This window comes from Streptomyces sp. NPDC057694 (assembly GCF_042799415.1).
GTDB lineage: Bacteria > Actinomycetota > Actinomycetes > Streptomycetales > Streptomycetaceae > Streptomyces.
In genome coordinates this window covers 319,658-343,162 of record NZ_JBHVIX010000003.1, presented here as the reverse complement: position 1 = coordinate 343,162, position 23,505 = coordinate 319,658, and the positions used below count along the sequence as shown (strand labels likewise).

Genomic DNA, 23,505 nt, shown 5'->3' with positions numbered 1-23,505 from the left:
AAAGACGGCCGATTGCCCGTTTCCGCGGGAGGGGAAACCTGCGGAAGATTGTCGCGCCCTCGTACTGCCGGGTACAGTCGCCGCACTGCTCTGGCAGCCCCTGTTGTCGAGGCGAAAGAGAAGTTGGTGAACGACCGTCATCCGTCGGGGACCGCGCACTACGCGGCGCACGACGGTTACTCCACGACCAGCTTCGCCACCGATCCCCTCTTCGGTGACCTGCCGGGCGACAGCCCCTACGACACCGGTTCCCCTGGCGCCGGTACCTATGACACGGGCTCCTACGACACCGGCCACTGGTACGCCGACCCCGGCCACCAGCAGCAGTACACCGACCCGCACGCGTCCTCGTACGACACCGGCGGCTATGACACCACCGGCGCGTGGCCCGCTTCCGGGTACGGCGGTCACGGCGGGTACGAACAGACCGGCACCATCCCGGCCCAGTCCGGCGCGGCCGGGCACCACACCGGGCAGCACCACACCGGGCAGCACCACACGGGACAGCACCACACCGGGCAGTGGGACACCACGACGTACGGCGGCACGCAGACCTTCGAGACCCAGGCCTTCGAGACCCAGGCCTTCCAGGCACCGGCCTTCGACCCCCAGCACCTCGCGGCCCAGCCCTACGACACGCAGACCTTCGAGTCGCCGGTCTTCGGTGCGACGGCCTTCGACACGGGCGCGTACGACGCCACGCAGTGGAACTCCGGGGACAGCCACAGCACGGACACCGGCCAGATGGAAGCCGTGCACGAACCGGCGCCGTCCCCGGCCGAGTACGACACCGCCGAACCCGTCGCCGAACATCCCGAGCACCCCGAGCATCCCGAACCGGCTCCCGTAGAACGGGAGTTCACCTCACGCGCGGCGGCCCGCGGCCGCTCCCGGCGTCGTACGCCCGCCAAGCGCTCCGCACTGCTGACCGTCGCCGTGCCCTCGGTGTGCGTGGTCGGCATCGCCGGGATCGCGGCGGCCTCCGTCGGAGTCGGCGGGGGCGGCGACGACACGGACACGCAGGCCGTGTCGGCGTCCGAGGCGAAGGCGGTGAAACCGTCCACGGCCAACAACAAGCTGGACACCCAGCTCGCCGATCTCTCCCAGGACGCCGGTGACTTCGCCGACCGGGCGAGCCGCACCCAGGAACGTATCGACCTGAAGGCCAAGCAGGAGGCGGACCGCAAGAAGGCCGCCGAGGAGGCCGCGCGCAAGGAAGCGGCGCGCCCCAAGTTCGTGCTCCCGGTGAAGCAGCGCGGACTGAGCGCGTACTTCGGTCAGGCCGGGGTCAACTGGATGTCCTCGCACAGCGGCATCGACTTCCCCGTCAGCTACGGGACTCCGGTGATGTCCGCGACGGACGGCACCGTACGGACGCAGTGGAACAGCGCCTACGGAAACATGGCGATAGTGACCGCCAAGGACGGTACCGAGACCTGGTACTGCCATCTCTCCGCGCACACCGTGATGAGCGGGCCGGTCAAGGCCGGGGACGTCATCGCGCGCTCGGGCAACTCCGGGAACTCGACCGGACCGCACCTGCACTTCGAGGTACGGCCCGGCGGCGGCTCGGCGATCGACCCCCTGCCGTGGCTGCGCAGCCACGGCCTGGACCCGACCTGAGCCCCCCTGCAAAAAACTCCGCTACAGCTTCTCGACCGGCGCGTACCGCAGCAGCAGCCGCTTCGGCTTGGGGTCTCCGAAGTCGATCGTCGCCTCCGCGTTCGACCCCGAGCCGTTGACCCCGACCACCGTGCCGAGGCCGAACTGGTCGTGCGTGACGCGGTCGCCGACCGACAGCGACACCACCGGCTTCTCGCTCGCCCGCCGGGTGGCGAACGCGGGCGTCGAGCCGGTGCGCGAGCGCGACGAGGAGAGCGAGGCCGCGATGCCGCCGCCGATGCTCTTCGTCGAGGCCGCCGGCGTCGAGGGGCCCGTGCGCTTCCAGTCCAGGTGCGCGGCCGGGATCTCCTCCAGGAACCGCGACGGCGGGTTGTACGAGGGCTGGCCCCAGGCGCTGCGCATCGTGGACCGGGTCAGGTACAGCCGCTCCCGCGCGCGCGTGATGCCCACATAGGCGAGCCGGCGCTCCTCCTCCAGCTCCTTGGCCTGGCCGAGCGAGCGCATGTGCGGGAAGACGCCGTCCTCCAGGCCCGTCAGGAAGACCACCGGGAATTCCAGGCCCTTGGCGGTGTGCAGGGTCATCAGGGTGATGACGCCGCTGCCGTCGTCGTCCTCGTCGGGGATCTGGTCGGAGTCGGCGACGAGCGCGACCCGCTCCAGGAAGTCGGAGAGCGTGCCGCCGGAGACCGGGGCCTCCACGCCGTCGTCCTGCGCGCCCTCGTCCGAGGCGGCCAGCTCCTGCTCGAACTCCAGGGCCACGGCGGCGAGTTCCTGAAGGTTCTCGATGCGGGTCTCGTCCTGCGGGTCGGTGGAGGCCTGGAGCTCGGCGAGGTACCCGGTGCGCTCGAGGACCGCCTCCAGGACCGTCGCCGGACCGGCGCCCGACTCGACGATCGTGCGCAGGTCCTCCATGAGCGTGTTGAACCGCTTCACCGCGTTCGTCGAGCGGGCCGCCATGCCGTACGCCTCGTCGACGCGGCGCAGCGCCTGCGGGAAGCTGATCTTCTCGCGCAGCGACAGCGCGTCGATCATCGCCTCGGCGCGGTCGCCGATGCCGCGCTTCGGCACGTTCAGGATCCGGCGCAGCGGGACCGAGTCCTCCGGGTTGGAGAGCACCCGCAGATAGGCCAGGACGTCCCTGACCTCCTTGCGCTCGTAGAAGCGGACGCCGCCGACGACCTTGTAGGGCAGTCCTACGCGGATGAAGATCTCTTCGAAGACACGGGACTGCGCGTTCGTCCGGTAGAAGACGGCGACGTCGCCGGCCCGGGCGTCGCCCGCGTCCGTGAGGCGGTCGATCTCGTCGGCGATGAACTGGGCCTCGTCGTGCTCGGTGTCCGCGACGTAGCCGGTGATCTGGGCGCCCGCTCCCGCGTTCGTCCACAGGTTCTTCGGGCGGCGCGACTCGTTGCGCTCGATGACCGCGTTGGCCGCGGAGAGGATCGTCTGCGTGGAGCGGTAGTTCTGCTCCAGCATGATCGTCGTCGCGTCCGCGTAGTCCTCCTCGAAGTCGAGGATGTTGCGGATCGTGGCGCCGCGGAAGGCGTAGATCGACTGGTCGGCGTCACCGACGACGCACAGCTCGGCCGGGTCGCTGTCGGCCGGGCCCACCAGCTCCTTGACCAGCGCGTACTGCGCGTGGTTGGTGTCCTGGTACTCGTCGACCATGACGTGGCGGAAGCGGCGGTGGTAGTGCTCCGCGACGTCGGGGAACGCACGCAGCAGGTTCACCGTCGTCATGATCAGGTCGTCGAAGTCCAGCGCGTTCGCCTCGCGGAGGCGGGACTGGTACATCGCGTAGGCCTGGGCGAGGGTCTTCTCGAAGCCGTCGGCCGCCGTGCTCGCGAAGTCCTCCTCGTCGATCAGCTCGTTCTTCAGGTTGCTGATCTTCGCGCTGAAGGACTTCGGCGGGAACTTCTTCGGGTCCAGGTCCAGGTCGCGGCAGACGAGCGCCATGAGGCGCTTGCTGTCGGCCGCGTCGTAGATCGAGAAGGAGGACGTGAAGCCCAGCTTCTTGCTCTCCCGGCGCAGGATGCGCACGCAGGCGCTGTGGAAGGTCGACACCCACATCGCGTTGGCCCGCGGGCCGACGAGGGCCTCGACGCGCTCCTTCATCTCGCCCGCGGCCTTGTTCGTGAACGTGATCGCGAGGATCTGGCCCGGGTGGACGCCGCGCTCGGCGAGCAGGTACGCGATGCGGTGCGTCAGGACGCGGGTCTTGCCGGAGCCGGCGCCCGCGACGATGAGCAGGGGCGAGCCGCCGTGGACGACGGCCGCCCGCTGATTCTCGTTCAACCCCTCCAGGAGGGATTCCGCGTCGACGGCCGGGCGCGGGGCGCCGTCCCGGTAGTACGCGTCCCTGGCCGGTGGCACGTCGAACTTCCCGCCGAACAGATCGTCCGGGATCGGCTCCGGCGCGCTGTCGTGGGCGGGGTCCTCGGGCGGCGGCGGGGGCTGCTCCGCGCCGCTCTGGAGGCTGGCCAGGAAACTGTCGTCAAAGAGGCTGCTCATCGCCGTACGAGTCTAGGCCGCCCCACTGACAGAGCGCCGCCGCCTTTGCGATACCGGGCCTCCGCCGCCGTGCGGGAGCGCGGACGCGGCGTGTTCCGCATGACGCAGATCACTCGCCGCTCCCCCGGCCGCGGATCATGCCGCCACATCGGCACACAGCCGGATAAACAGACCGAGAACCGATCAAGAAATGGACGCGCGGCACCCCTCGGGTCCCCCGACCGCAGCAAGGTCACGAAAATGTATCGGGCATATCGCACATCAACCTTCACAGCAGCAACACGAGTTGGCTACCGTGCTGCGCGGGCCGTCCGTCCCCCCGCCCGCGATCGTCGCGGCGAGCGGGCAGCCCCCGCTGAGTTCCGTACGCCGTGAGGCAGGGAACCGGGGACCCACCGACCTTGGGGTGAATCGGCTCGACGGCCCGGCAGTACCGGGCGGTGGAGCGTAGGGCGACCTTCCTGGCCCGAACCCGACAGCTAACCCGGTAGGCGGATGACGGAAGGAGTCGCCAGCCTTGGCGTCGCACCGCAAGCCGCGCAACCGGTCCCGACTCGCCGGCGGTCTTCGCACGACCCCCGCGATCGGCATCACCACCGCCGCCCTCACCTCTGTCGCCCTGCTCTCGCAGACGGCGCAGGCCGCTCCCGCGCAGCCGGACCGGCCGAGCCTGGAAGAGGTCCAGAAGAAGGTCGACACCCTGTACCGCCAGGCCGAGGTCGCCACGCAGAAGTACAACGCGGCCAAGGAGCAGACCACCGGCAAGAAGCAGCAGGTCGACCGGCTCCTCGACGACATCGCGCAGCGCACCGAGAAGATGAACAAGGCCCGCCAGGAACTGGGCCGGTACGCCGCCGAGCAGTACCGCTCGGGCGGGATGAGCGACACCGCGACGATGTTCCTCGCCGACAACCCCGAGGACTACTTCGCGCAGGACCAACTGCTCAGCCGGATGACGAACGAGCAGAAGAAGGCCGTCGACGACTTCCAGGACGAGCAGCGCAAGACGGCGAAGAAGCGCACCGAGGCGCAGGAGAACCTGCGCCAGCTCGCCGGTTCTCAGGAGGAGCTGCAGAGCTCCAAGGAAGCCGTGCAGACGAAGCTGTCCGACGCGCGGCAGCTGCTCTCCAAGCTGACCGCCGAGGAGAAGGCGCGGCTCGCGCGGATCGAGAAGGCCAAGGAGGAGGCGGCCCGGAAGAAGGCTGCCGAGCTGGCGCAGCAGCAGAAGGAGGCCGAGGCCGCCAAGCAGAAGGCGGCCGAGGAGAAGGCCGCCCAGGAGGGCGCGTCGGGCTCCGGCTCGACGGGGTCGTCATCGGGGTCGTCCGGTTCGTCGTCCGGCTACGCCGCCAAGGCCGCGCAGGCCCTCGCCTTCGCCAAGGCCCAGGAGGGCAAGCCGTACGTGTGGGGCGCCACGGGCCCCGACTCCTACGACTGCTCGGGCCTGACCCAGGCCGCCTGGAAGGCCGCCGGCATCACGCTGCCGCGCACCACCTGGGACCAGGTCGAGGTCGGCACGACGGTCTCGCTCTCCGACATCCAGCCCGGCGACCTGGTGTTCTTCTACGACGACATCAGCCACGTCGGCCTCTACCTCGGCGACGGGATGATGATCCACGCCCCGAAGCCGGGCGCGTACGTGCGCGAGGAGTCCATCTACTACGACGGCACCTCGTCGATCCACAGCGTGGTGCGCCCCGCCTGAGCGGAGCCCGGACCGTCTCAGGTCCAGAGCACCGCGATGAAGATGTTCGCGACGGTGAGCGCGCCGACCGTCGCGAACAGGCCCTTCTCGGCCTTCTCCTCGTCCCGCTTCACATACACGATGCCGAGGATGACGATCAGGATCGCGAGCTTCACGCCGATCTTGATGTTGTTGACAGTGTTGTCGTCGGCCTGATTGAGGCCGACGAGGGCGACACCGGTCACCAGCATGGTCAGGGCGCCGTGCAGCATCGCCTTGTTGAAGCGGGCGGTGCCCTTGCCCATCGCCGACATCTGCGTGAGGAAGCCGCCGAGCAGCGAGGCGATGCCGATGATGTGCAGGCCGACGAAGAGATGGATGAGTACGTCCATGGTTCCGGAGCCTAACGGGACGCAGGGGACGCCTCGCCACCGATCCCCCACGAGCACGCATGGTCGCCGACCTGTCACCCTCTGACGCCGTCCACAACAAAGGGAGCAGTTCCGAACAATCCCACACCAACCCGTTACGCCGAGGTTTAGCGTCCTTCCTCAGGTGACCGGCTCCCCACCGCCGCCCGGGCCAGGGGCGGCAGTCGGCCACCACCGCCGAGGAGAGTCCGGCGGCGGCCCGTTCCCCCTGTGCGGGCCGCCGCCGGGCGTATGACGACGGCGGTCGTACGATCCGGAAGGACGTGGCACTTCGTGCCGGCAGCGCATCGCAAGCCCAGGCAGCGCTCGCTCAGCGGCCATACGGCCCGCACCGCGGCCACCCTCGCCCTCGCCTCCGCGGCGGGCGCCACCGCCTTCGAGAGCGGCACGGCGCACGCGGAGCCGGACCTCAGCCCCGCTCAGGTGAAGGCGAAGGTCGACCGGCTCTACCAGGAGGCGGAGGTCGCCACCGACAAGTACAACGGCGCGCAGGAGGACGCCGACCGGGCCCGCAAGAAGGTCAGGTCGCTCCAGGACGAGGCGGCCCGGCGCGAGGAGGCCCTGAACTCCGAGCGGCAGCGCCTCGGCTCGACGGCCGCCGCCCAGTACCGCACCGGTGGCGTCGACCCGTCGCTCCAGCTCCTGCTCTCCTCCTCCCCCGACCGCTATCTCGACCAGGCGTCCCTCGTCGACCGGGTCGGTACCCGGCAGGCGGCGACGATCTCCCGGGTGCGCGCACAGTTGCGCGGTGTCGAGCAGTTGCGCAGCCAGGCCGACGGCCAGGTCTCCGAACTCCGCGCCAAGCAGCAGGAGTTGGCCCGCCAGAAGAAGACCGTCACGGGCAAGCTGGGCGAGGCCCGCGACCTCCTGGACCGGCTCACCCCGGCCGAGCGCGCCGTCGCCTCGGGCGCCGGGACCGGCGCGGCCACCACGGCCGGCGCGACCACCGCGGCGGGAGCCGACCGCGCCTCGCGCTCCGGCGCCGACACCGGCCGGACGACGCCGACGGCCACGGCCCCCAACTCCCGCGCGGCGGCCGCCATCGCGTACGCGCGCCAGGCCCTCGGCAGCCCCTACGTCTGGGGCGCGACGGGTCCGAACGCCTTCGACTGCTCCGGCCTCACGCAGGCCGCGTACCGCGCGGCGGGCGTCTCCATCCCGCGTACCACCTACGCGCAGATCAACGCGGGACAGCGCGTGTCCCGGTCCGAGCTGCAACCGGGCGACCTGGTGTTCTTCTACTCCGGCATCAGTCACGTCGGCCTCTACATCGGCAACGGCGAGATGATCCACGCCCCGAACCCGAGCGCGCCGGTGCGGATCGCGCCGATCGACCAGATGCCCTTCGCGGGGGCGGCCCGGGTGGTGTGACCGCTCCCCGCCCTCAGGGTCCTCAGGCGGCCTTCTCCCACACGGAGACGTGCTTGCGGCTCTCGCTCGTGAAGGGCTCGCGGGTCCATCCGTCCCACCGCTCGCGCAGCCGCAGCCCGGCGATCCGCGCCATGAGGTCGAGTTCGGACGGCCATACGTACCTGAAGGGGAGGGACCAGAACGTGCCCTGCCCGGTCCCGGGATCCACGCTGAAGTAGTTCGAACTCATGGCCTGGGTCGCCACGTCGTACCGGTCGAACGCCCACCGGGTGTCGCTGACGTGGAAGGGCACGGCCTCCTGTCCGTACGGCAGCAGCCGCAGGTCCGGCACCATGAGTTCCACGACGAAGGTGCCGCCGGGGGCGAGATGGGCGGCGGCGTTGACGAAGCAGTCGACCTGGGCGTCCTGGGTGGTCAGGTTGCTGATGGTGTTGAACACGAGGTAGGCGAGCGAGAAGCCGCCCGCCCCGTCGGCCCGCGCCGTCGCGAAGTCCCCCATCGTGACGGGGATGCGGTCGCCGCCCGGCTTGGCGCGCAGGCGGGCGACCATGGCGCCGGACAGGTCGATGCCGTGGACCCCGATCCCGCGCGCGGCGAGCGGGAGGGCGACGCGGCCGGTGCCGATGCCGAACTCCACCGCCCTTCCCCCGCCCGCGAGTTCGGTCAGCAGGTCGAGGGTGGGGTCGAGGGTCTCGGGGGTGAACATGGAGGCGGAGGACCGGTCGTAGTCCGCCGCGATGGATTCCGGGAAGTAGCCGTCGTCTCCAGTGACCATCCGAGGACCGTAGGGCCCGCGGGCACCCGGGCGCACCCGGTTTTCCCGGCCGGGCTGGAGCGTTCACCCACAGGCGATTGCAAGGACTATCTCGCGTTCGTTGCATTATCGCGCAGGCCCATTGCATCAATTCGGCGCCATTGACGTGCAGTTACTCACTCCGCGAGCAACATCAGCATTGCCTGACTCACGAACGCAACGTAGCGTTTCACTCATCGGAAACAACGAGTCGCCAGGTTGAAGGAGTGCACGATGTCGAACCGTTCGGAGCTGCGGGAACTCGCCCAGGAGATCGTCGACTCCGGTTTCACCGGGGTGCAGTTGCGCGTGAACGACGCGGACGGCGAGTGGGTCGGCACCGCCGGAGTGCGCGAACTGGGCGGCACCGAACAGCCGCCGGCCGACGGGCGGGTGCGGATCGGCAGCAACACCAAGACCTTCACCGCGACGGTGATGCTCCAGCTCGTGGCCGACGGCCTGGTCGACCTCGACGGCCAAGTCGCCGCGATATTGCCCGAATTCGGGTTCGACCCGCGGATCACCGTACGGATGCTGCTCCAGCACACCAGCGGGCTCTTCAACTTCACCGGCGAGTACTACGAGGACGGGACCGTCGCGCCGGGCATGCCCTGGCAGGGCAAGGAGTGGGTCGAGGGCCGGTTCGCCGCGCACCTCCCGGAGGAGCTGGTGCGGTTCTCGCTGTCGAAGCCGGCCCGCTTCGAGCCGGGCACCGACTGGAGCTACGCCAACACCAACTACGTCGTGGCACGGCTGGTGATCGAGGAGGTCACCGGCCGCCCACTGGCCGAGGAGATGCGGCTGCGCATCCTGGAGCCGCTCGGCCTCGCGGACACCTTCATGCCCGGCGACACCCAGGTGGACCTCCCCGAACCGCACGCCCACGCCTACTACCGGTACGAGGAGGACGGCTCGGAGACGGTCGTCGACGTCACCCGGCAGAACGCGTCCTGGATCTCCACCGGCGGCGACATGGTCTCGACCACCGAGGACCTGCACACGTTCATCCGGGCCCTCGTGACCGGCCGGCTCCTGCCCGCCCCGCTGCTCGCCGAGATGTGCACCCCGGAGTCCAAGGCCCACTACGGCCTCGGGGTCTTCGTCCAGGAGACACCGGGCGGCTCCACCGTCATCACCCACAACGGCGGCATCGCCGGCCACGGCGCGCTGATGTACAGCACGCCCGACGGCCGTACGACGCTGACCGCCGCCCTGAACTACGTGGACGACGCCACCCTCTCCCTGGCCGTCCCGTTCCAGGAGGCCACGCAGAAGCTGGTGAAGGCGGTGTTCGCCACGGAGTCCAAGGAGACCGAGGAGGCTACGGAATCGGCACGGTGAGGCCGTTGTCACCGCTCAGGTTCGCACCGAACAGGGCCTTCGCCGACGGTGCGCCGATGTCCGTCGGGTTGATCGCGACCGAGTTCGTGGCCGTCAACCCGGCGGTGGCGCCGCGCAGTTGCCACACCGCGCCGCCGTTGACGACGCTGCCCAGGTCCTCGCCGGGCGCGCCCGCGACCAGGTCGGCCTTGCCGTCGCCCGTCACGTCGAGCAGCCGCACCGCACCGCCGAACGCGTCACCGGCCTCCGCGACGCCCGGGACGCCCGCCGTGTCCTGGTGGAACGCCTGCGCGCCGGTGCCGGTGAGGCCGCCGCTGCCGCCCTTGAGCAGCACCACGGCGCCGGCCAGCTTCTTCGTGCCGATCGCCTCGCCGGGGACACCGACGGCCAGGTCGGCGTATCCGTCGCCGTTCACGTCGGCCGCGTTCAGGCGCGAGCCGAACTGATCGCCCTTCTCGCTCGCCCCGGGCACGCCCGCCGTGCTCTGCGTGATCGTCTTCGTGCGGGTGGTGCTGACGCCGGTCGCCGAGCCGTAGTAGATCTTGACGGTGCCGGGGTCCGTGTCGGTGCCCTCGGTGATCTCGCCCGGCCAGACGCGGGTGGCGAGGTCGGCCTTGCCGTCCTTGTCGAAGTCACCGACGGCGGCGGCCGCCGCGGAGGGCAGGGGCGTCGAGGTCGCGGACAGGCCGTTCTTGGTGCCGAGCCAGAGCTTGCCGCCCTCGGCGTGGTTCTCGTAGACGTAGAAGGTCGCGAGGTCCTCGATGCCGTCGCCGTTGAAGTCGCCCGAGGTGGTCGTGTCGATGAAGTTGTCGGTGCTGTACACCTTCACCTGCTGCTCGCGGGCGGGGGCGCCGTCGCGGCCGATGGGGCCGTAGAGGACGGCGTGGTAGTCGTAGTCGTCGCCGTGGTTCATGAACAGGTCGGTGTGGCCGTCGCCGTCGAAGTCGCCGGCGGTCAGGTCCTCGCCGATCGAGGTGTTCGCGGGCGCGGCGATACGGACGGAGTCCGCGCCGGTCATGCCGCCCTTGCGGCCCCACAGGACGGTCACCGCCCCATTGACCCCGGCGGTCGCGTCGTACTCGCTGGAGACCGCGGCCAGGTCGGTCAGGCCGTCGCCGTCCAGGTCGCGGGAGACCATCGCGTAGCCGAACCTGTGGTCGTCGCCGGACGCGCCGGGCACGCCCGCGGTGTCCTGGGTGAAGACCTTGGTGCGCGCCGGGTCGATGCCGTGCGCCGAGCCGTAGCTGACCGTGATGTAACCGGCCCAGGTGTGGCCGCCGACCTTCGCCTGCGGGGCGGCGACGGCGACGTCCTGGTAGCCGTCGCCGTCGAAGTCCTCGCGCACGGTGGTGGACCGGGTCTGCGCGGACGCGGTCCCGGCGATGAGCGGTACGCCCAGCGAGCCGATCATCGCGGCGGCTATGGCGGTCGACAGGACAGGTCTGCGGATGGACACGGTTCCTCCTCGTGAATGTAGTCGTCTTCGAGACGCGCGTGAACGGCCGATGGTTGCGCACCGAAGACCGGGTGAACCCCTTCGGCTTTCGGTTCGTCACCGCTTTTCGACTCCCGTGTCACAGGGGCGTCTTGATCGATTGTGGCCCGCAACGGATCACCGGCAAGTGGGTGTCCTATGAAACGACAGCGCGAAACAGCAAACGCCCCACCGTTTCTCAGGAGCCCCCATGCGTACGAAGAAGTACTCCGCTCTCGCCCTTGTCGTCGCCGCCGCCGGCCTCTCGCTGACCGCGTGCGGCGGTGCGGACGGATCCGATGCGGCCTCCGGCAGCGGCAGCACCTCCACGGCGGCGAGCGGGTCCACGGACAGCAAGTCCTCGGACGCGACCGGCTCGGACTCCTCCGGCTCGGACTCCACCGGCTCGGACTCCTCCGGCACCAAGCTCTCCGACCGGACCGGGACCAAGGCCCAGAGCGCGGGCTCCGGCTCGGCCTCGACGTCGGCCTCGACGTGCAAGACCGACCACCTCACCGGGACCGCCGCCGCCTCGGGCGTGAAGAACGAGATCGTCGTCAGCCTGAAGAACACCGGCTCCACCACGTGCACCATGCACGGCTTCCCCGGCGTCCAGCTGATCGGCCCCGACGGGCTGGGCGACACCGGCCCCGACGCCGCCCGCACCGACGCCAAGGCCCCCACCGTCACCGTCGGCCCCGGCGAGGAGAACCGCTTCCTGCTCCGCTGGATCCCCGACAGCAAGGGCAAGAAGTTCACGCGGCTGTCCGTCACCCCGCCCAACGAGACCGTCTCGGAGATCGTGAACCTCGACGGGCTGGACATCACCGTCCCGGCCGACGGCGGCAGCTCCCCCGACGTCTTCGTCGACCCGGTCGGCTACCACGTCGGCTCCGGCAAGTAACCGCGGGACGGTCGGGTGGGGGGGCGTCAGTCCTTGCGGCCCTGCACCGCGACGGTGACCCCGAGCCCGACCATCGCGAGCCCGCCGATCCCGCCGACCGCGGCGAGCCGGCGCGGTGAACGGGCGAACCAGTCGCGGGCCGTGGCCGCCACGAGGCCCCAGATGCTGTCCGACGTCACCGCGATGATGTTGAACACCAGCCCGAGCAGCAGCATCTGAAGCACGGTGTGCCCGGCCCCGCGGTCCACGAACTGCGGCAGGACCGCCGCGAAGAAGACGATCGTCTTGGGGTTCGCGACGCCGACCGCGAATCCCTCCCAGAAGGTCCGCGACCCCTTCGCGGGCTCCGCGCCCGCCCCGGCGAACACCGTCTGGAGCGAGCGGCGCCGGCGGATCGCCTGCACCCCCAGGTAGATCAGGTAGGCCGCGCCCGCCAGCTTCAGCACGGTGAAGACGGCGATCGAGCGCTCCACGACCGCGCCGACGCCGAGGGCCACGGCGGCGACGAGGACATAGGACCCCGCCGTGTTCCCGACGACCGTGGTCAGCGCGGCGCGGCGGCCCTGGGCGAGGGCCCGGCCGACGACGAACAGGACGCTCGGGCCGGGGATGACGATGAGGAGGAGGGACATCGCGGCGAAGGCGAGAAGCCGGTCGGTGGACACCATGCAGCCATGAGGACACAGGGGCGCCCGCCCCGTCCACCGAGTAAAGAAGACCGGGCGGTCAAGAAGACCGGGCGGTCAGACCAGCCGTCGCGCCGTCGCCCACCGGGTCAGCTCGTGCCGGTTGGAGAGCTGGAGCTTGCGCAGCACCGCCGAGACGTGCGACTCGACCGTCTTCACCGAGATGAACAGCTGCTTGGCGATCTCCTTGTACGCGTAGCCGCGGGCTATGAGGCGCAGCACCTCGCGCTCGCGCTGGGTGAGCCGGTCCAGGTCCTCGTCGACCGGCGGCGCGTCCGTGGAGGCGAACGCGTCGAGCACGAAGCCCGCGAGCCGCGGGGAGAACACCGCGTCGCCGTCCTGCACACGGAAGACCGAGTCGACCAGATCGGTGCCGGTGATGGTCTTGGTGACGTAGCCGCGGGCGCCGCCGCGGATCACGCCGATGACGTCCTCCGCCGCGTCCGACACGGACAGGGCGAGGAAACGCACCGGGCTCTCGGCGTCGGCCATCAACGCCGCGCTGCGGCGCAGCACTTCGACACCGCCGCCGCCCGGGAGGTGGACGTCGAGGAGGACGACCTCGGGGCGGGTCGCCGTGATGACGGTGACCGCCTGGTCGACGTCGGCCGCCTCGCCGACGACCTCGACGCCCGTCGTCTCGGTGCGGCCGATCTCGGCCTGGACGCCCGTACGGAACATCCTGTGGTCGTCGACCAGGACCACCCGCACGTGCCGTCCGGGGCCCTGCTCCGCCGCTGCGTCGGTCATGACGTCCTCTCCGCCCTCTTCATGGTCAGTTCGACCTCCGTGCCGCCGTCGGGCACCGCCCGCAGACGGGCCGTGCCGCCGTTGCGTTCCATCCGGCCGATGATCGATTCTCTTACGCCCATGCGGTCGGCGGGCACGGAATCCATGTCGAAGCCCGGCCCACGGTCGCGTACGGACACGAACACCTCGGCCCCCTCGCCGGTCGTCTCGATCTCCGCGAAGACCTGCACCGCGCCGCCCTCGCCACCGTACTTGGCGGCGTTCACCATCGCCTCCCTCGCGGCCTGCATCTGTGCCGTGAGGGCCTCGTCGAGCGGGCAGTCGCCGACGACCACGACCTCCAGGGGGACGCCGTGCTTGTCCTCGACCTCGGCCGCGTTGCGCTTGACGGCCTCCGCGACCGTCTCGGGCTCCTGCGGGTTCTCGGCCGCGGCCGGCTTGTAGAGCCAGGCGCGCAGGTCGCGTTCCTGGGCGCGGGCGAGGCGGCGCACCTCGCTGGCGCTGTCCGCGTTGCGCTGGATCAGGGTCAGGGTGTGCAGCACCGAGTCGTGGACGTGGGCGGCGACCTCGGCCCGCTCCTGCGCGCGGATGCGCATCAGGCGCTCCTCGGAGAGGTCCTGCGTCATGCGGATCAGATAGGGGCCCGCGAGCAGCGCGATGCCGACCAGCACGGCGAGCGCCGCCTGGAGGATCGAGCCGAGGTGCTCGGTGGAGCCCTGGGTGACGAAGATGCCGGTCACGCCCGCGCCGACCAGGACGACCCCGGCGGCGGCGCGCGCCAGGTTCAGGGTGCGCCTGCGGCGGCCGACCTCGGCCCAGCGGGCCCTGCGCGCGTTGTCCGCCTGGCGCCACACCAGGGCGACGCCCGCGCCGACCAGGATGGAGGGGACGAGGTATGCCTTGGCGCTGCCGGAGAGGTGGACGTTCTGTACGAAGATCATCGCGACGACGACCATCAGGACGAGCGCGAGGATCTGCCCCTTGTCGGGGCGGCGCGCCACCAGTCTGCGGCGGCCGTCGGCGGAGACCTCCGTGGTGAGGACCGACGAGGTCAGGGGCCGGTCGGCGCCGACGCCTCCGACGCCCAGCGGGACGAAGAACCAGAACGCCGCGTACAGCAGGGCGCCGAGCCCGTCGGCCATGAACAGGCCGACGAAGACCAGCCGCACCCAGATGACGGGCAGGCCGAGATGCCCGGCCAGGCCCCGCGCGACTCCGCCCAGCCAGCGTCCGTCGCTGCTTCGGTAGAGCTTGCGCGGCGGCCGCGGGTCTTCCACGAGGGGGGCGGTCGCTGCTTCCGGCATGCCACCGATCGTCACACGGCGGGGTGGTGCGGGGCATCAGGGTCGGGCCCCGATACTCCCCTGATCTTCGCGGCCGGGGCGGTGGGTACCACGATGGGTGCCTCAGGGACGATCTCAGGGTCCGTCCAGGGTTGTCCCGACTGCCGTCGGCGGCCCCGGCCCGCCACCATGGACGTATGACGCAAGAGGATGCCCCGGCCGCCACCGCGGCCCCGAGTGGAGAGCGGGAGCCCGCCCCGCTGCGCCGGTTCCGCCGGGACCGCCGGCACAAGACGCTGGGCGGGGTGTGCGCGGGGCTCGGCCGGCACTGCGACATGGACCCGGTGATCTTCCGGATCGGCCTGTCCGTGCTCGCCGTGACCGGCGGCGTGGGCCTGATCTTCTACGGCTTCGCGTGGCTGTTCGTGGCGTACGACGACGAGGACGAGAACGAGTTCAGGAAGCTGCTCACCGGGCGGGTCGACGGGCCGGGACTCGCCGCCATCGTCACCGCGCTGGTCGGCTGCGGTGTCTTCCTCTCCATGCTGAACAACGGCGGAGCGCTCTCCTTCGCCGCCGTCCTCGCCCTGCTCCTGGCGGGTTCCGGTTACTGGTCGCAGCGGCGCACCACCACCGCCGAGGCCGACCCGGTCGCCGCGCAGGCCGTCGCCGACGCGCCGCCCGAGGCGCAGGCGCCGCCGGTGGCCGGGGCGCCGTCGTGGTGGCGCGATCCGATCGTCAAGGACGGTACGCACGTCGGGGGCACCGGGTACTTCTGGGGGCCGCCGGACGCGGCCCGGACCGCCGCCGCGCCCTCCGGGGGGCGGCCCGCCGGGTGGGGGCGGCCCGTGGCGCCCGAACGGCCTCGCGGACCGCGCGGGATCGGGGCGCTCACCTTCCTGGGCGCACTCGTCGCGGGTCTGGTCGGCGCCGGCGCCACCTGGGACGACCGCTCCCTCGGCCACAGCCTCCAGACCGGGCTGGCCTGCGCGCTGGCCGTCTTCGGGCTCGGCATCGCGGTCAGCGCCTTCCGCGGGCGCACCGGCGTCGGCTCGATCGTCCTCGCCGTCGTCACGGCGGGACTGCTCACGGCGTCCGCCGCGCTGCCCTCCAACATCAGTACGCAGTGGATGCGCACGGACTGGACACCGGCGAGCGCCGCCGATGTCTCCGCCAAGTACGAGCTGGGGTCCGGGGTCGGCACGCTCGATCTGACCAAGGTCCGGCCGGGTGCGGGGAAGAAGGTGTCCGTGCACGTGGAGGTCGGCGCCGGGCAGGCGAAGGTCGTCGTGCCCGCGGGGGCGACGGTGGAGCTGCACGCCGAGGTCGGGGTCGGGGACATCCAGTTGCCCGGCGACACCTCGAACGACGTCGACGTCAGGCCTGGCGTCGAGAAGCGCAAGACGCTCGATCCGCCGCCCGGCACGAAGGCCTCCGGCACGGTGGAGCTGCATGTCGAGGTCGGGGTCGGACAGGTGGAGGTGTCCCGTGCGGCGTGAATTCCGTCCCGGGCGGTTGCTGGCCGGGGTCGTTCTGATGGTGACCGGGGTCGTGTACTTCGGCGACGCCGGTGGGGCGTGGGACACGCCGTGGTTCACGGCGATTCCCTTGGTGGTCGGAGGCCTGTGCCTGGCCGGCGCCGTAGGAACGGTGACCCACGCGGTACGGCACCGCCGGTCTCAGGGGTCCCGATAGTGCCCGGTAGCGGCTCTCGTCACGGCTGGTCGCGCGGTTCCCCGCGCCCCTGATGGGTCGTCGTTCGGCTGACGGCCGGTGGCCTCTTCTCGCGCAGTTCCCCGCGCCCCTGAAGGGTTGACCTTCGACTGACGGCCGGTGGGGCTTCTCGCGCAGTTCCCCGCGCCCCTGAGGCAGGCGCTACGCGCCGCCTCCCCTTGAGGCTGCGCTTCGCGCGCCTCTCCTGAAGGGGGCGGCGCGCCTCTGATGAGATGGCGCACGCAGTGCGCATCTCAGGGGCGCGGGGAACTGCGCGAGAAGCGGCCACCGGCCCGCGCGTGAAGAACTACCCAGGGGCGCGGGGAACTGCGCGACCAGCCCCCACCCACCCGGAGCCGAGCTACAACCCGCGCCGCCGCCCCCTCCACCACGCATCCACCGACCACACAGCCGCCCCAGCCAGAACCAACGGCAGCCAAGCCATCAGATACGCCAAGTCGTTGCCGAGGTAATACGGCTCCGTCTGCCAGCTCACCGTCAGCCACAGGCTCAAAGAGATCAGCGCACCGCCGAGAGCCGCGATCCGGGCCAGCACACCGAGCAGCGTGCCGATACCGACCACCAGCTCGCCGAAGGCAATCGCGTAGCCGAACCCCGAAGGAGACTTCAGCGCCAGATCGACGAGCGCCGGAATCGCGGAGCTGTCACGGACCCCGCGCATCTGATCCCCGATCGACCCGGCCCCCGAAGACTTGAAGAACGCGCTGTCGCTGAGCTTGTCGTACGCCGCGTAGATGAACGTGATGCCGAGAAAGACGCGCAGCGGCACCAGCGCGTACCGCTGCGCGGTCTCCCGCCAGTTGCCGCGCCCTCTGTCGACATATCCGGTGTACGCGTCGGTCCGCATGCCGTGGGCCATCACCGCTCCGCCGCCTCTCGCGCCTGGGCGCTCCACACGCCTTTACCCGACCATACGTACGAGAGACGCGTTCGGCTCAGTACTGATCGGTATGGCTCAATCCGTGACGTCGATCGGGCAGCGATTGGTCTCGACGCCGGTCGCCGTGATGACCTGCACCTCCACCCGGCCGGGCTCGACGTCCACCGGCACCGGCACGGTGAGCAGCGCGTCCGCCGGGTTGGTGAAGCCGCCCGCGACCGGCACCAGCGGCACGTGCACATGGACCGGACCGATGCGCACCGCGACCCGGGCCAGCTGATCGGCGCCGCCCGCGCCCGGCGGCACGAAGCCGGTGCCGCGGATCTCGATGTCGTCGCCGGTGCGGATGGGCGCGTCGAGGTCACCGGCCTCCCGGGCCCGCACCACGGAGAGGATGACCGGACGGCCGCCCTCGGCGTACTTGCCGGCCAGGTACGTCGCCGCGGACACGACGACGAGGACGGCGAGGCCCCAGGGCAGGTCGGGGAGCTGCTCGGGGCGGCGGGCGAGGCGCGCCCCGGCCCAGATGACGGCGGCCGCGCACACGGCCACGTACTGCGTGTCGGTGAAGCTGCCGCGCCCCGAGTCGTCGGTGAGCAGGTCGGCCGCGCGCGGCCGGGCGGCCCGCACCTTCTGCAGGCGCTGCCCGGCGATCCGGAGCCCGACGACCCGCCGCACCAGCACCGCGACCGCGCAGACCACGGCGAGAACCGTCAACAGACCTGCCCCGGCGGCGAGTTCGAGGCCGTCGATGAGCGCGTCGCGGCGGGCCGGGCCGGAGGCGGCCGCGAGTTCACCGGCGAGGACCAGCACCGCGTACACCGAAAGGAGCACCACACCGCCCGCCACCGCCCGCGAGGTCGACAGCCGGTTGTCCTCGCCGATCAGCGGCGCGAGCACCCCGCCGCGCGCCCGGTGCCAGTAGGCGGCGCCGGTCAGCAGCGCGCCGACCAGCACGGCGGCGACGAGGCCGGCCGTGCGGGCGGCCGTCCAGCCCGCTCCGAGCGCGGTGAGGAGCTGCACCAGGAGCAGCACCCCGGCGGCGCCCCAGACGACGTACAGGGTGCGCGGCCACAACCCGGCCAGCCAGGCCGTGCCCTCCTCGCGGCCGCGGTCGGCGACGGCCTGTGCGGACAGGGTGAGTTCGTCGGAGATCCACTGCCGGGAGGCTCCGGCCGAATGGGCGACGGCGGGCGGCAGTCCGGTGCCGGCCGCCAGCTCGTCCCGCTTGGCCAGGAACGCGGCGACCGCCCTGCGGTGCCCCTGGCGTGCGCCGTGCGGACAGTCGCCGCACACGCAGCCGCCCCCGTGCGTGTCCTGCCCCTGCCGCGCTTCCTGCACCGCCACCGTCGTTCCCCCAGTCAACTTCCTTGTGATGCCAGGGAATTGTGCCGTACCGGAGGTACGCTCCGGCGCGCAGGTCCACCCCTAGGGCCTGAACGGCTTTCGCCCGCATTGACCGAAGTGTTGACGACACTGCGAGAATTTCCGTATGGCCGAGATCATCCAGCGTGACGGAACCTGGGCCTTCGACGGAACCACGGTCCGCATCACCCCAGGTCTGCACCGCAGTGTGGCGCTGCTGCGGCAGACGTACGGCGAGATCGACGTGCCGCTGACGGCCGTCGCGGGCGTCGCCTACGAGCCGGAGCGGCGCCGCGGCCGGCTCCGCCTGACCCTGCGCGAGGCCGCCGATCCGCTCCTCCAGGCCACGGGCGGCCGTCTCCCGGAGGCCGCGGACCCCTTCCGCCTCGCCGTCGACACGGACCGGTCCGGTGTCGCCGAGTATCTCGCCGAGGAGATACGGCAGGCGCTGCTCCTCGAACAACTCCCGGACGGGCCCGCCGAGTCGTACCTCGTGCCCGGCCCCGCCGTACCGGTCTCGGTCCGCTCCAGCGACGGCATGGTCTCCTTCGACGGGAGCCGGGTCCGGATCGACTGGAGCGACACCTCGGACCGGGTGAAGCGGGCGACGGGCCCGCGGATCATCGCGCTCGGCGATCTGGACGGGGTCGACTGGGTGCCCAACTCCGGTTACGAGGACGGGTTCCTGCGCTTCGTCACCAAGGGCGCCGCGGACACCGCCCCGCACGTCAAGCTGCCGCCGGAGAAGGACCCGTACGCCCTCGATCTGTGGGGCAACGCCCGCAAGGACCTGCTGACGGCGCTCGTCGCGGCGGCGGTCACGGCCCGGCTGCCGCACCCGTCGACGCCCCGGGAAGCCCTGTCGGCGGTGCCGGGGCCTTTGCGGGCCGATCATGACGTACTGCTGCGCAGGCTGCGCGAGCTGGGTGACCTGCACCGCCAAGGGGTCCTGACCGAGGACGAGTTCACCCTGACGAAGCAGGTCGTGCTCCGAGACTTCCGCTGATCCACACGCGCAGTTCCCCGCGCCCCTTATCGGGTTGTCGTTCGGCTGACGGCCGGTGGCCGCTTCTCGCGCAGTTCCCCGCGCCCCTGGAGATGCGCACTGCGTGCGCTATCTCCATCGAGGCGCGCGAAGCGCAGCCTCAAGGGGAGGCGGCGCGAAGCGCCTGCCTCAGGGGCGCGGGGAACTGCGCGGCCAGCCACGACGCGGCCCGCAGACGATCGACTACGCCAGAAACTCCGGCTCGCTGCGCGTGATGTCCTGCCACATGCTCTGGTAGTTGATCCACGCGACAAGGTCGCCGCCCGTCCGATCCCGGGTCGCCACGGCCTGGCGGCGATCGATGAGCACAGGCCGCCCGGCAGCCCGCGCAGCCAACTGCACCTCACAGCACCGCTCCAGCGCGATGAACCACCAGGCGGCGGCGTCCACCGAGTCCCCGACGGCCAGCAGCCCGTGGTTGCGAAGGACAAGGGCCTTGTAGTTGCCGAGCGCGACAGCGATCCGCTTGCCCTCCCCGGCGTCCACGGACACCCCCGTGTACTCGTCGAGCAGCGCGTGATCCTCGTAGAAGGCGCACGCCTCCTGGGTGATCGGCTCGATCAGCTCGCCGAGCGCGGACAGCGCCTTGCCGTACGTGGAGTGGCAGTGCGCGACGGCGACCAGGTCGGGGCGGGCCCGGTGCACCTCGGCGTGCACGGTGAACGCCGCCTGGTTGACGTGGTGGCGGCCCTGGACGACCTGCCCCTCCCCGTTGGCCAGGACGAGGTCGCCGACGGTGATGTGCCGCAGCGGCACCCCGAACGGATTGACCCAGTAGCAGTCGTCGAACTCCGGGTCGCGGGCGGTGATGTGCCCCGACACCCCGTCCTCGTACCCGAGCCGCCCGAAGATGCGCAGCGCGCCCGCGAGCCGCTCCTTGCGGTGCCGCCGCTCGTCGGCGGCGCTCGTGTGCACCGGCGGCATGGCGAAGTGCAGCTGGTCCGTCGGTATCGGGGCGGGGGCGGGCACGGGTCCGGGGTTCTGCGTCGACATGGAGCGGAAGGTACCTCCGCGGCATCCAAGGCGACAGGGCCGGGCTGTGAAGAGAATGCGGCGAGTCGTCCCCGATATCCGACAGAAGATGTCGGGTATGCGCGGCAGACTCGACGCATGACGTCGAACTGGGCAGCCTTCTCGACCGCGGAACCCGTCCTCGCCAAGACCGTGGAGGACCGCTTCGGCGCCTTCACCCACCACGTCCTCGCGACCCTCCGCAAGGACGGCTCGCCGCGCACCTCCGGCCTCGAAGTCCGTTTCCTGGAGGGCGAGTTGTGGCTCGGCATGATGCCGGGGTCGCTCAAGGCGCTGGACCTGCTGCGCGACCCGCGGTGCGCGGTGCAGGCGAACCCGGGCGAGGGCACGACCATGGCCGGCGGCGACGTCCGGATCTCGGGCCGCGCGGTGCTCGTCGAGGACGAGCCGACGATCCAGCGCTACACCGGCCAGGTCACCGTCCCCGACCCGTCGTCCTTCCACCTGTTCCGCGTCGAGGTGACCGAGGTGACCAGGACGTCCGTCCAGGACGACACCTATCTGGTGGTGCAGGTGTGGACGCCGGGCGGCGGCGTGCGGACCATGAAGCGGACCTGACGGGGACCGGGCCGAAGACACGAAAGTGCCGCCCACCCGGAGGTGGACGGCACGATCACACGACCGTGGGGACTACTCCCACTCGATGGTGCCCGGCGGCTTCGACGTCACGTCGAGCACGACGCGGTTGACGTCCGCGACCTCGTTCGTGATGCGCGTCGAGATCTTCGCGAGCGTCTCGTACGGCATGCGCGTCCAGTCCGCCGTCATGGCGTCCTCGGACGAGACGGGGCGCAGCACGATCGGGTGGCCGTAGGTGCGGCCGTCGCCCTGGACGCCGACCGAGCGGACGTCCGCGAGCAGGACGACCGGGCACTGCCAGATGTCGCGGTCGAGGCCGGCCGCGGTCAGCTCCTCGCGGGCGATGGCGTCGGCCTCGCGCAGCAGGTCGAGCCGGTCCTTGGTGACCTCGCCGACGATCCGGATACCGAGACCCGGGCCGGGGAACGGCTGGCGCTGGACGATCTCGTCCGGCAGGCCCAGCTCGGCGCCGACCATCCGGACCTCGTCCTTGAACAGCTGGCGCAGCGGCTCGACGAGCTCGAACTCGATGTCGTCGGGCAGGCCGCCGACGTTGTGGTGCGACTTGATGTTCGCCGTGCCGGTGCCGCCGCCGGACTCGACGATGTCCGGGTAGAGCGTGCCCTGCACGAGGAAGGCGACCTCGGGGCCGTCCTCCTGGAGGATCTCCAGCTGGGCCTGCTCGAAGACGCGGATGAACTCGCGGCCGATGATCTTGCGCTTGGTCTCCGGGTCGGAGACGCCGGCGAGGGCGGTGAGGAAGCGCTCGCTGGCGTCGACGACCTTCAGGTTCGCCCCCGTCGCGGCGACGAAGTCCTTCTCGACCTGCTCGGTCTCGCCCTTGCGCATCAGACCGTGGTCGACGTACACGCAGGTGAGCTGCGAGCCGATGGCCTTCTGGACCAGGGCCGCGGCGACCGCGGAGTCGACGCCGCCGGACAGGCCGCAGATGGCGCGCTTGTCGCCGACCTGGGCGCGGATCGCGGCGACCTGCTCGTCGATCACGCTGCCGGTCGTCCAGTCGGGCTTGAGGCCCGCGCCGCGGTACAGGAAGTGCTCCAGGACCTGCTGGCCGTGCGTGGAGTGCATGACCTCGGGGTGGTACTGGACCCCGTACAGCTTCTTCTCGTCGTTCTCGAAGGCGGCGACCGGGACGACGTCGGTGGACGCGGTCACGGTGAAGCCCTCGGGGGCGGCGGAGCAGGCGTCGCCGTGCGACATCCACACGGGCTGCTCGGCCGGGGTGCCCTCGAACAGCGTCGAGTCGGCCTTGGAGACGGTGAGCGGGGTGCGGCCGTACTCACGGGCACCGTTGTCGTCGACGGTGCCGCCGAGGGCCGTCGCCATCAGCTGGAAGCCGTAGCACATGCCGAAGACGGGGACGCCGGCCTCGAAGAGCGCCGGGTCCAGGCGCGGGGCGCCCTCCGCGTAGACCGACGAGGGGCCGCCGGAGAGGATGATCGCCGCCGGGTTCTTGGCGAGGATCTCCTCGACCGGCATGGTCGACGGGACGATCTCGCTGTAGACCCGGGCCTCACGGACTCGGCGGGCGATGAGCTGGGCGTACTGCGCGCCGAAGTCGACGACCAGGACGGTGTCGGGGGCGGGGGCAGCGGTGGTCGCTGATGACACGGGTTGCCTTCCGGCGGCTTTACGGGGGTCGGTACCTGTGATTCTACCGGTTCGGCGGCGCTGGCCCTGAGGCCACGGGGCTCCGCCCCGGACCCCGCTCCTCAATCGCCGGAGGGGCTTGAGTGTGCCCGGAGGGGGTTGATGGGGGCCGCGCTATACTCCCTGGCATGTTCAAGCTCGCGACGATCTTCGTCTTTACCTATGGCAGCCGGCCCGCCGGATGCCATGGTCGTGCTGCTTGAGCCACTGACAAGCGACTTCCACAGGCGCGGGGGGGGGGAAAAAAAAAAGGGAGGAATCCGCCTTTCCCCCTCCTCCTTTGGGTGTTTTTTCGGGGGGTGGGGGGACTCTTCCCCCCTCCACAGGCTGTGCTTCGGTGTCCATCGAAGC

The 23,505-nt window shown here is 71.1% G+C and carries 19 protein-coding genes and 1 riboswitch; of the genes, 8 read left to right on the top strand and 11 right to left on the bottom strand.

The genetic code is table 11. The annotated features are described in order from the left end of the window. Window positions 1-126 precede the first annotated feature (126 nt). Window positions 127-1,623, top strand: a complete 1,497-nt coding sequence (locus ACFVDP_RS11395) for a M23 family metallopeptidase (RefSeq protein ID WP_383486876.1) — start codon at window positions 127-129, stop codon at window positions 1,621-1,623. 21 nt (window positions 1,624-1,644) lie between these two features. On the opposite strand, the gene pcrA is transcribed toward ACFVDP_RS11395, so the two are convergent. Continuing rightward, window positions 1,645-4,134 (bottom strand): DNA helicase PcrA, encoded by a 2,490-nt coding sequence (gene pcrA, locus ACFVDP_RS11390; RefSeq protein WP_383486873.1) that lies wholly within the window; start codon window positions 4,132-4,134, stop codon window positions 1,645-1,647. 343 nt (window positions 4,135-4,477) lie between these two features. Then, window positions 4,478-4,644: riboswitch (cyclic di-AMP (ydaO/yuaA leader) on the top strand. A 7-nt stretch (window positions 4,645-4,651) separates the two neighbouring features. On the opposite strand from pcrA, the gene ACFVDP_RS11385 reads away from it, so the two are divergent. Beyond that, entirely contained in the window at window positions 4,652-5,836 is a 1,185-nt protein-coding gene (locus ACFVDP_RS11385) for an NlpC/P60 family protein (RefSeq protein WP_383486870.1), read from the top strand. 17 nt (window positions 5,837-5,853) lie between these two features. Here the strand turns inward: ACFVDP_RS11385 and ACFVDP_RS11380 are convergent, their stop codons facing one another. Further along, window positions 5,854-6,207, bottom strand: a complete 354-nt coding sequence (locus ACFVDP_RS11380) for a hypothetical protein (protein ID WP_111663915.1) — start codon at window positions 6,205-6,207, stop codon at window positions 5,854-5,856. A 270-nt stretch (window positions 6,208-6,477) separates the two neighbouring features. Between ACFVDP_RS11380 and ACFVDP_RS11375 the strand changes: the two genes are divergently transcribed. After that, window positions 6,478-7,617: an NlpC/P60 family protein gene (locus ACFVDP_RS11375; RefSeq protein WP_383486867.1), complete on the top strand. Its 1,140-nt coding sequence runs from the start codon at window positions 6,478-6,480 to the stop codon at window positions 7,615-7,617. 22 nt (window positions 7,618-7,639) lie between these two features. Here ACFVDP_RS11375 and ACFVDP_RS11370 read toward each other — a convergent pair whose 3' ends face one another. After that, window positions 7,640-8,392, bottom strand: coding sequence for a class I SAM-dependent DNA methyltransferase (locus tag ACFVDP_RS11370; protein WP_383486864.1), 753 nt, complete (start codon window positions 8,390-8,392; stop codon window positions 7,640-7,642). Window positions 8,393-8,644: 252 nt separating this feature from the next. On the opposite strand from ACFVDP_RS11370, the gene ACFVDP_RS11365 reads away from it, so the two are divergent. Next, window positions 8,645-9,751 (top strand): serine hydrolase domain-containing protein, encoded by a 1,107-nt coding sequence (locus ACFVDP_RS11365; protein ID WP_383486862.1) that lies wholly within the window; start codon window positions 8,645-8,647, stop codon window positions 9,749-9,751. Here the strand turns inward: ACFVDP_RS11365 and ACFVDP_RS11360 are convergent. After that, window positions 9,732-11,207 carry an FG-GAP and VCBS repeat-containing protein gene (locus tag ACFVDP_RS11360; RefSeq protein ID WP_383486859.1) on the bottom strand — a complete coding sequence of 492 codons (1,476 nt, stop codon included), beginning with the start codon at window positions 11,205-11,207 and terminating at the stop codon, window positions 9,732-9,734. The genes ACFVDP_RS11365 and ACFVDP_RS11360 overlap by 20 nt on opposite strands. A gap of 229 nt (window positions 11,208-11,436) precedes the next feature. Here ACFVDP_RS11360 and ACFVDP_RS11355 point away from each other — a divergent pair, with 229 nt between their 5' ends. Continuing rightward, a complete protein-coding gene (locus ACFVDP_RS11355) occupies window positions 11,437-12,129 on the top strand; it encodes a DUF4232 domain-containing protein (RefSeq protein ID WP_383486856.1) in 693 nt (230 codons plus the stop codon). Window positions 12,130-12,155: 26 nt separating this feature from the next. Here ACFVDP_RS11355 and ACFVDP_RS11350 read toward each other — a convergent pair whose 3' ends face one another. The 3 genes from ACFVDP_RS11350 to ACFVDP_RS11340 form a co-directional block, all read right to left on the bottom strand. Continuing rightward, window positions 12,156-12,797 (bottom strand): LysE family translocator, encoded by a 642-nt coding sequence (locus ACFVDP_RS11350; protein ID WP_383486853.1) that lies wholly within the window; start codon window positions 12,795-12,797, stop codon window positions 12,156-12,158. 75 nt (window positions 12,798-12,872) lie between these two features. Beyond that, a complete protein-coding gene (locus ACFVDP_RS11345; protein ID WP_383486851.1) occupies window positions 12,873-13,565 on the bottom strand; it encodes a LuxR C-terminal-related transcriptional regulator in 693 nt (230 codons plus the stop codon). Next, a complete protein-coding gene (locus tag ACFVDP_RS11340; protein ID WP_383486848.1) occupies window positions 13,562-14,869 on the bottom strand; it encodes a PspC domain-containing protein in 1,308 nt (435 codons plus the stop codon). Before ACFVDP_RS11340 ends, ACFVDP_RS11345 begins: the two co-directional genes overlap by 4 nt. A gap of 176 nt (window positions 14,870-15,045) precedes the next feature. Between ACFVDP_RS11340 and ACFVDP_RS11335 the strand changes: the two genes are divergently transcribed. After that, on the top strand, window positions 15,046-16,347 hold the full coding sequence (locus ACFVDP_RS11335; RefSeq protein WP_383486846.1) for a PspC domain-containing protein: 1,302 nt from the start codon (window positions 15,046-15,048) through the stop codon (window positions 16,345-16,347). Window positions 16,348-16,922: 575 nt separating this feature from the next. On the opposite strand, the gene ACFVDP_RS11330 is transcribed toward ACFVDP_RS11335, so the two are convergent. Both ACFVDP_RS11330 and ACFVDP_RS11325 read right to left on the bottom strand, forming a co-directional pair. Beyond that, on the bottom strand, window positions 16,923-17,441 hold the full coding sequence (locus tag ACFVDP_RS11330; RefSeq protein WP_383486843.1) for a DoxX family protein: 519 nt from the start codon (window positions 17,439-17,441) through the stop codon (window positions 16,923-16,925). Window positions 17,442-17,537: 96 nt separating this feature from the next. Beyond that, window positions 17,538-18,809 (bottom strand): hypothetical protein, encoded by a 1,272-nt coding sequence (locus ACFVDP_RS11325; protein WP_383486840.1) that lies wholly within the window; start codon window positions 18,807-18,809, stop codon window positions 17,538-17,540. A 145-nt stretch (window positions 18,810-18,954) separates the two neighbouring features. Here ACFVDP_RS11325 and ACFVDP_RS11320 point away from each other — a divergent pair, with 145 nt between their 5' ends. Beyond that, window positions 18,955-19,833: a DUF4429 domain-containing protein gene (locus tag ACFVDP_RS11320; protein WP_383486837.1), complete on the top strand. Its 879-nt coding sequence runs from the start codon at window positions 18,955-18,957 to the stop codon at window positions 19,831-19,833. 222 nt (window positions 19,834-20,055) lie between these two features. Here the strand turns inward: ACFVDP_RS11320 and ACFVDP_RS11315 are convergent, their stop codons facing one another. Beyond that, window positions 20,056-20,865, bottom strand: coding sequence for a class II aldolase/adducin family protein (locus ACFVDP_RS11315; protein WP_383486834.1), 810 nt, complete (start codon window positions 20,863-20,865; stop codon window positions 20,056-20,058). 117 nt (window positions 20,866-20,982) lie between these two features. Here ACFVDP_RS11315 and ACFVDP_RS11310 point away from each other — a divergent pair, with 117 nt between their 5' ends. Beyond that, window positions 20,983-21,462: a pyridoxamine 5'-phosphate oxidase family protein gene (locus tag ACFVDP_RS11310; RefSeq protein ID WP_383486831.1), complete on the top strand. Its 480-nt coding sequence runs from the start codon at window positions 20,983-20,985 to the stop codon at window positions 21,460-21,462. Window positions 21,463-21,534: 72 nt separating this feature from the next. On the opposite strand, the gene guaA is transcribed toward ACFVDP_RS11310, so the two are convergent. Next, the gene (gene guaA / locus ACFVDP_RS11305; RefSeq protein ID WP_383486828.1) at window positions 21,535-23,115 is read right to left on the bottom strand and encodes a glutamine-hydrolyzing GMP synthase; all 1,581 of its coding nucleotides are present in this window, start codon (window positions 23,113-23,115) and stop codon (window positions 21,535-21,537) included. Window positions 23,116-23,505 lie beyond the last annotated feature (390 nt).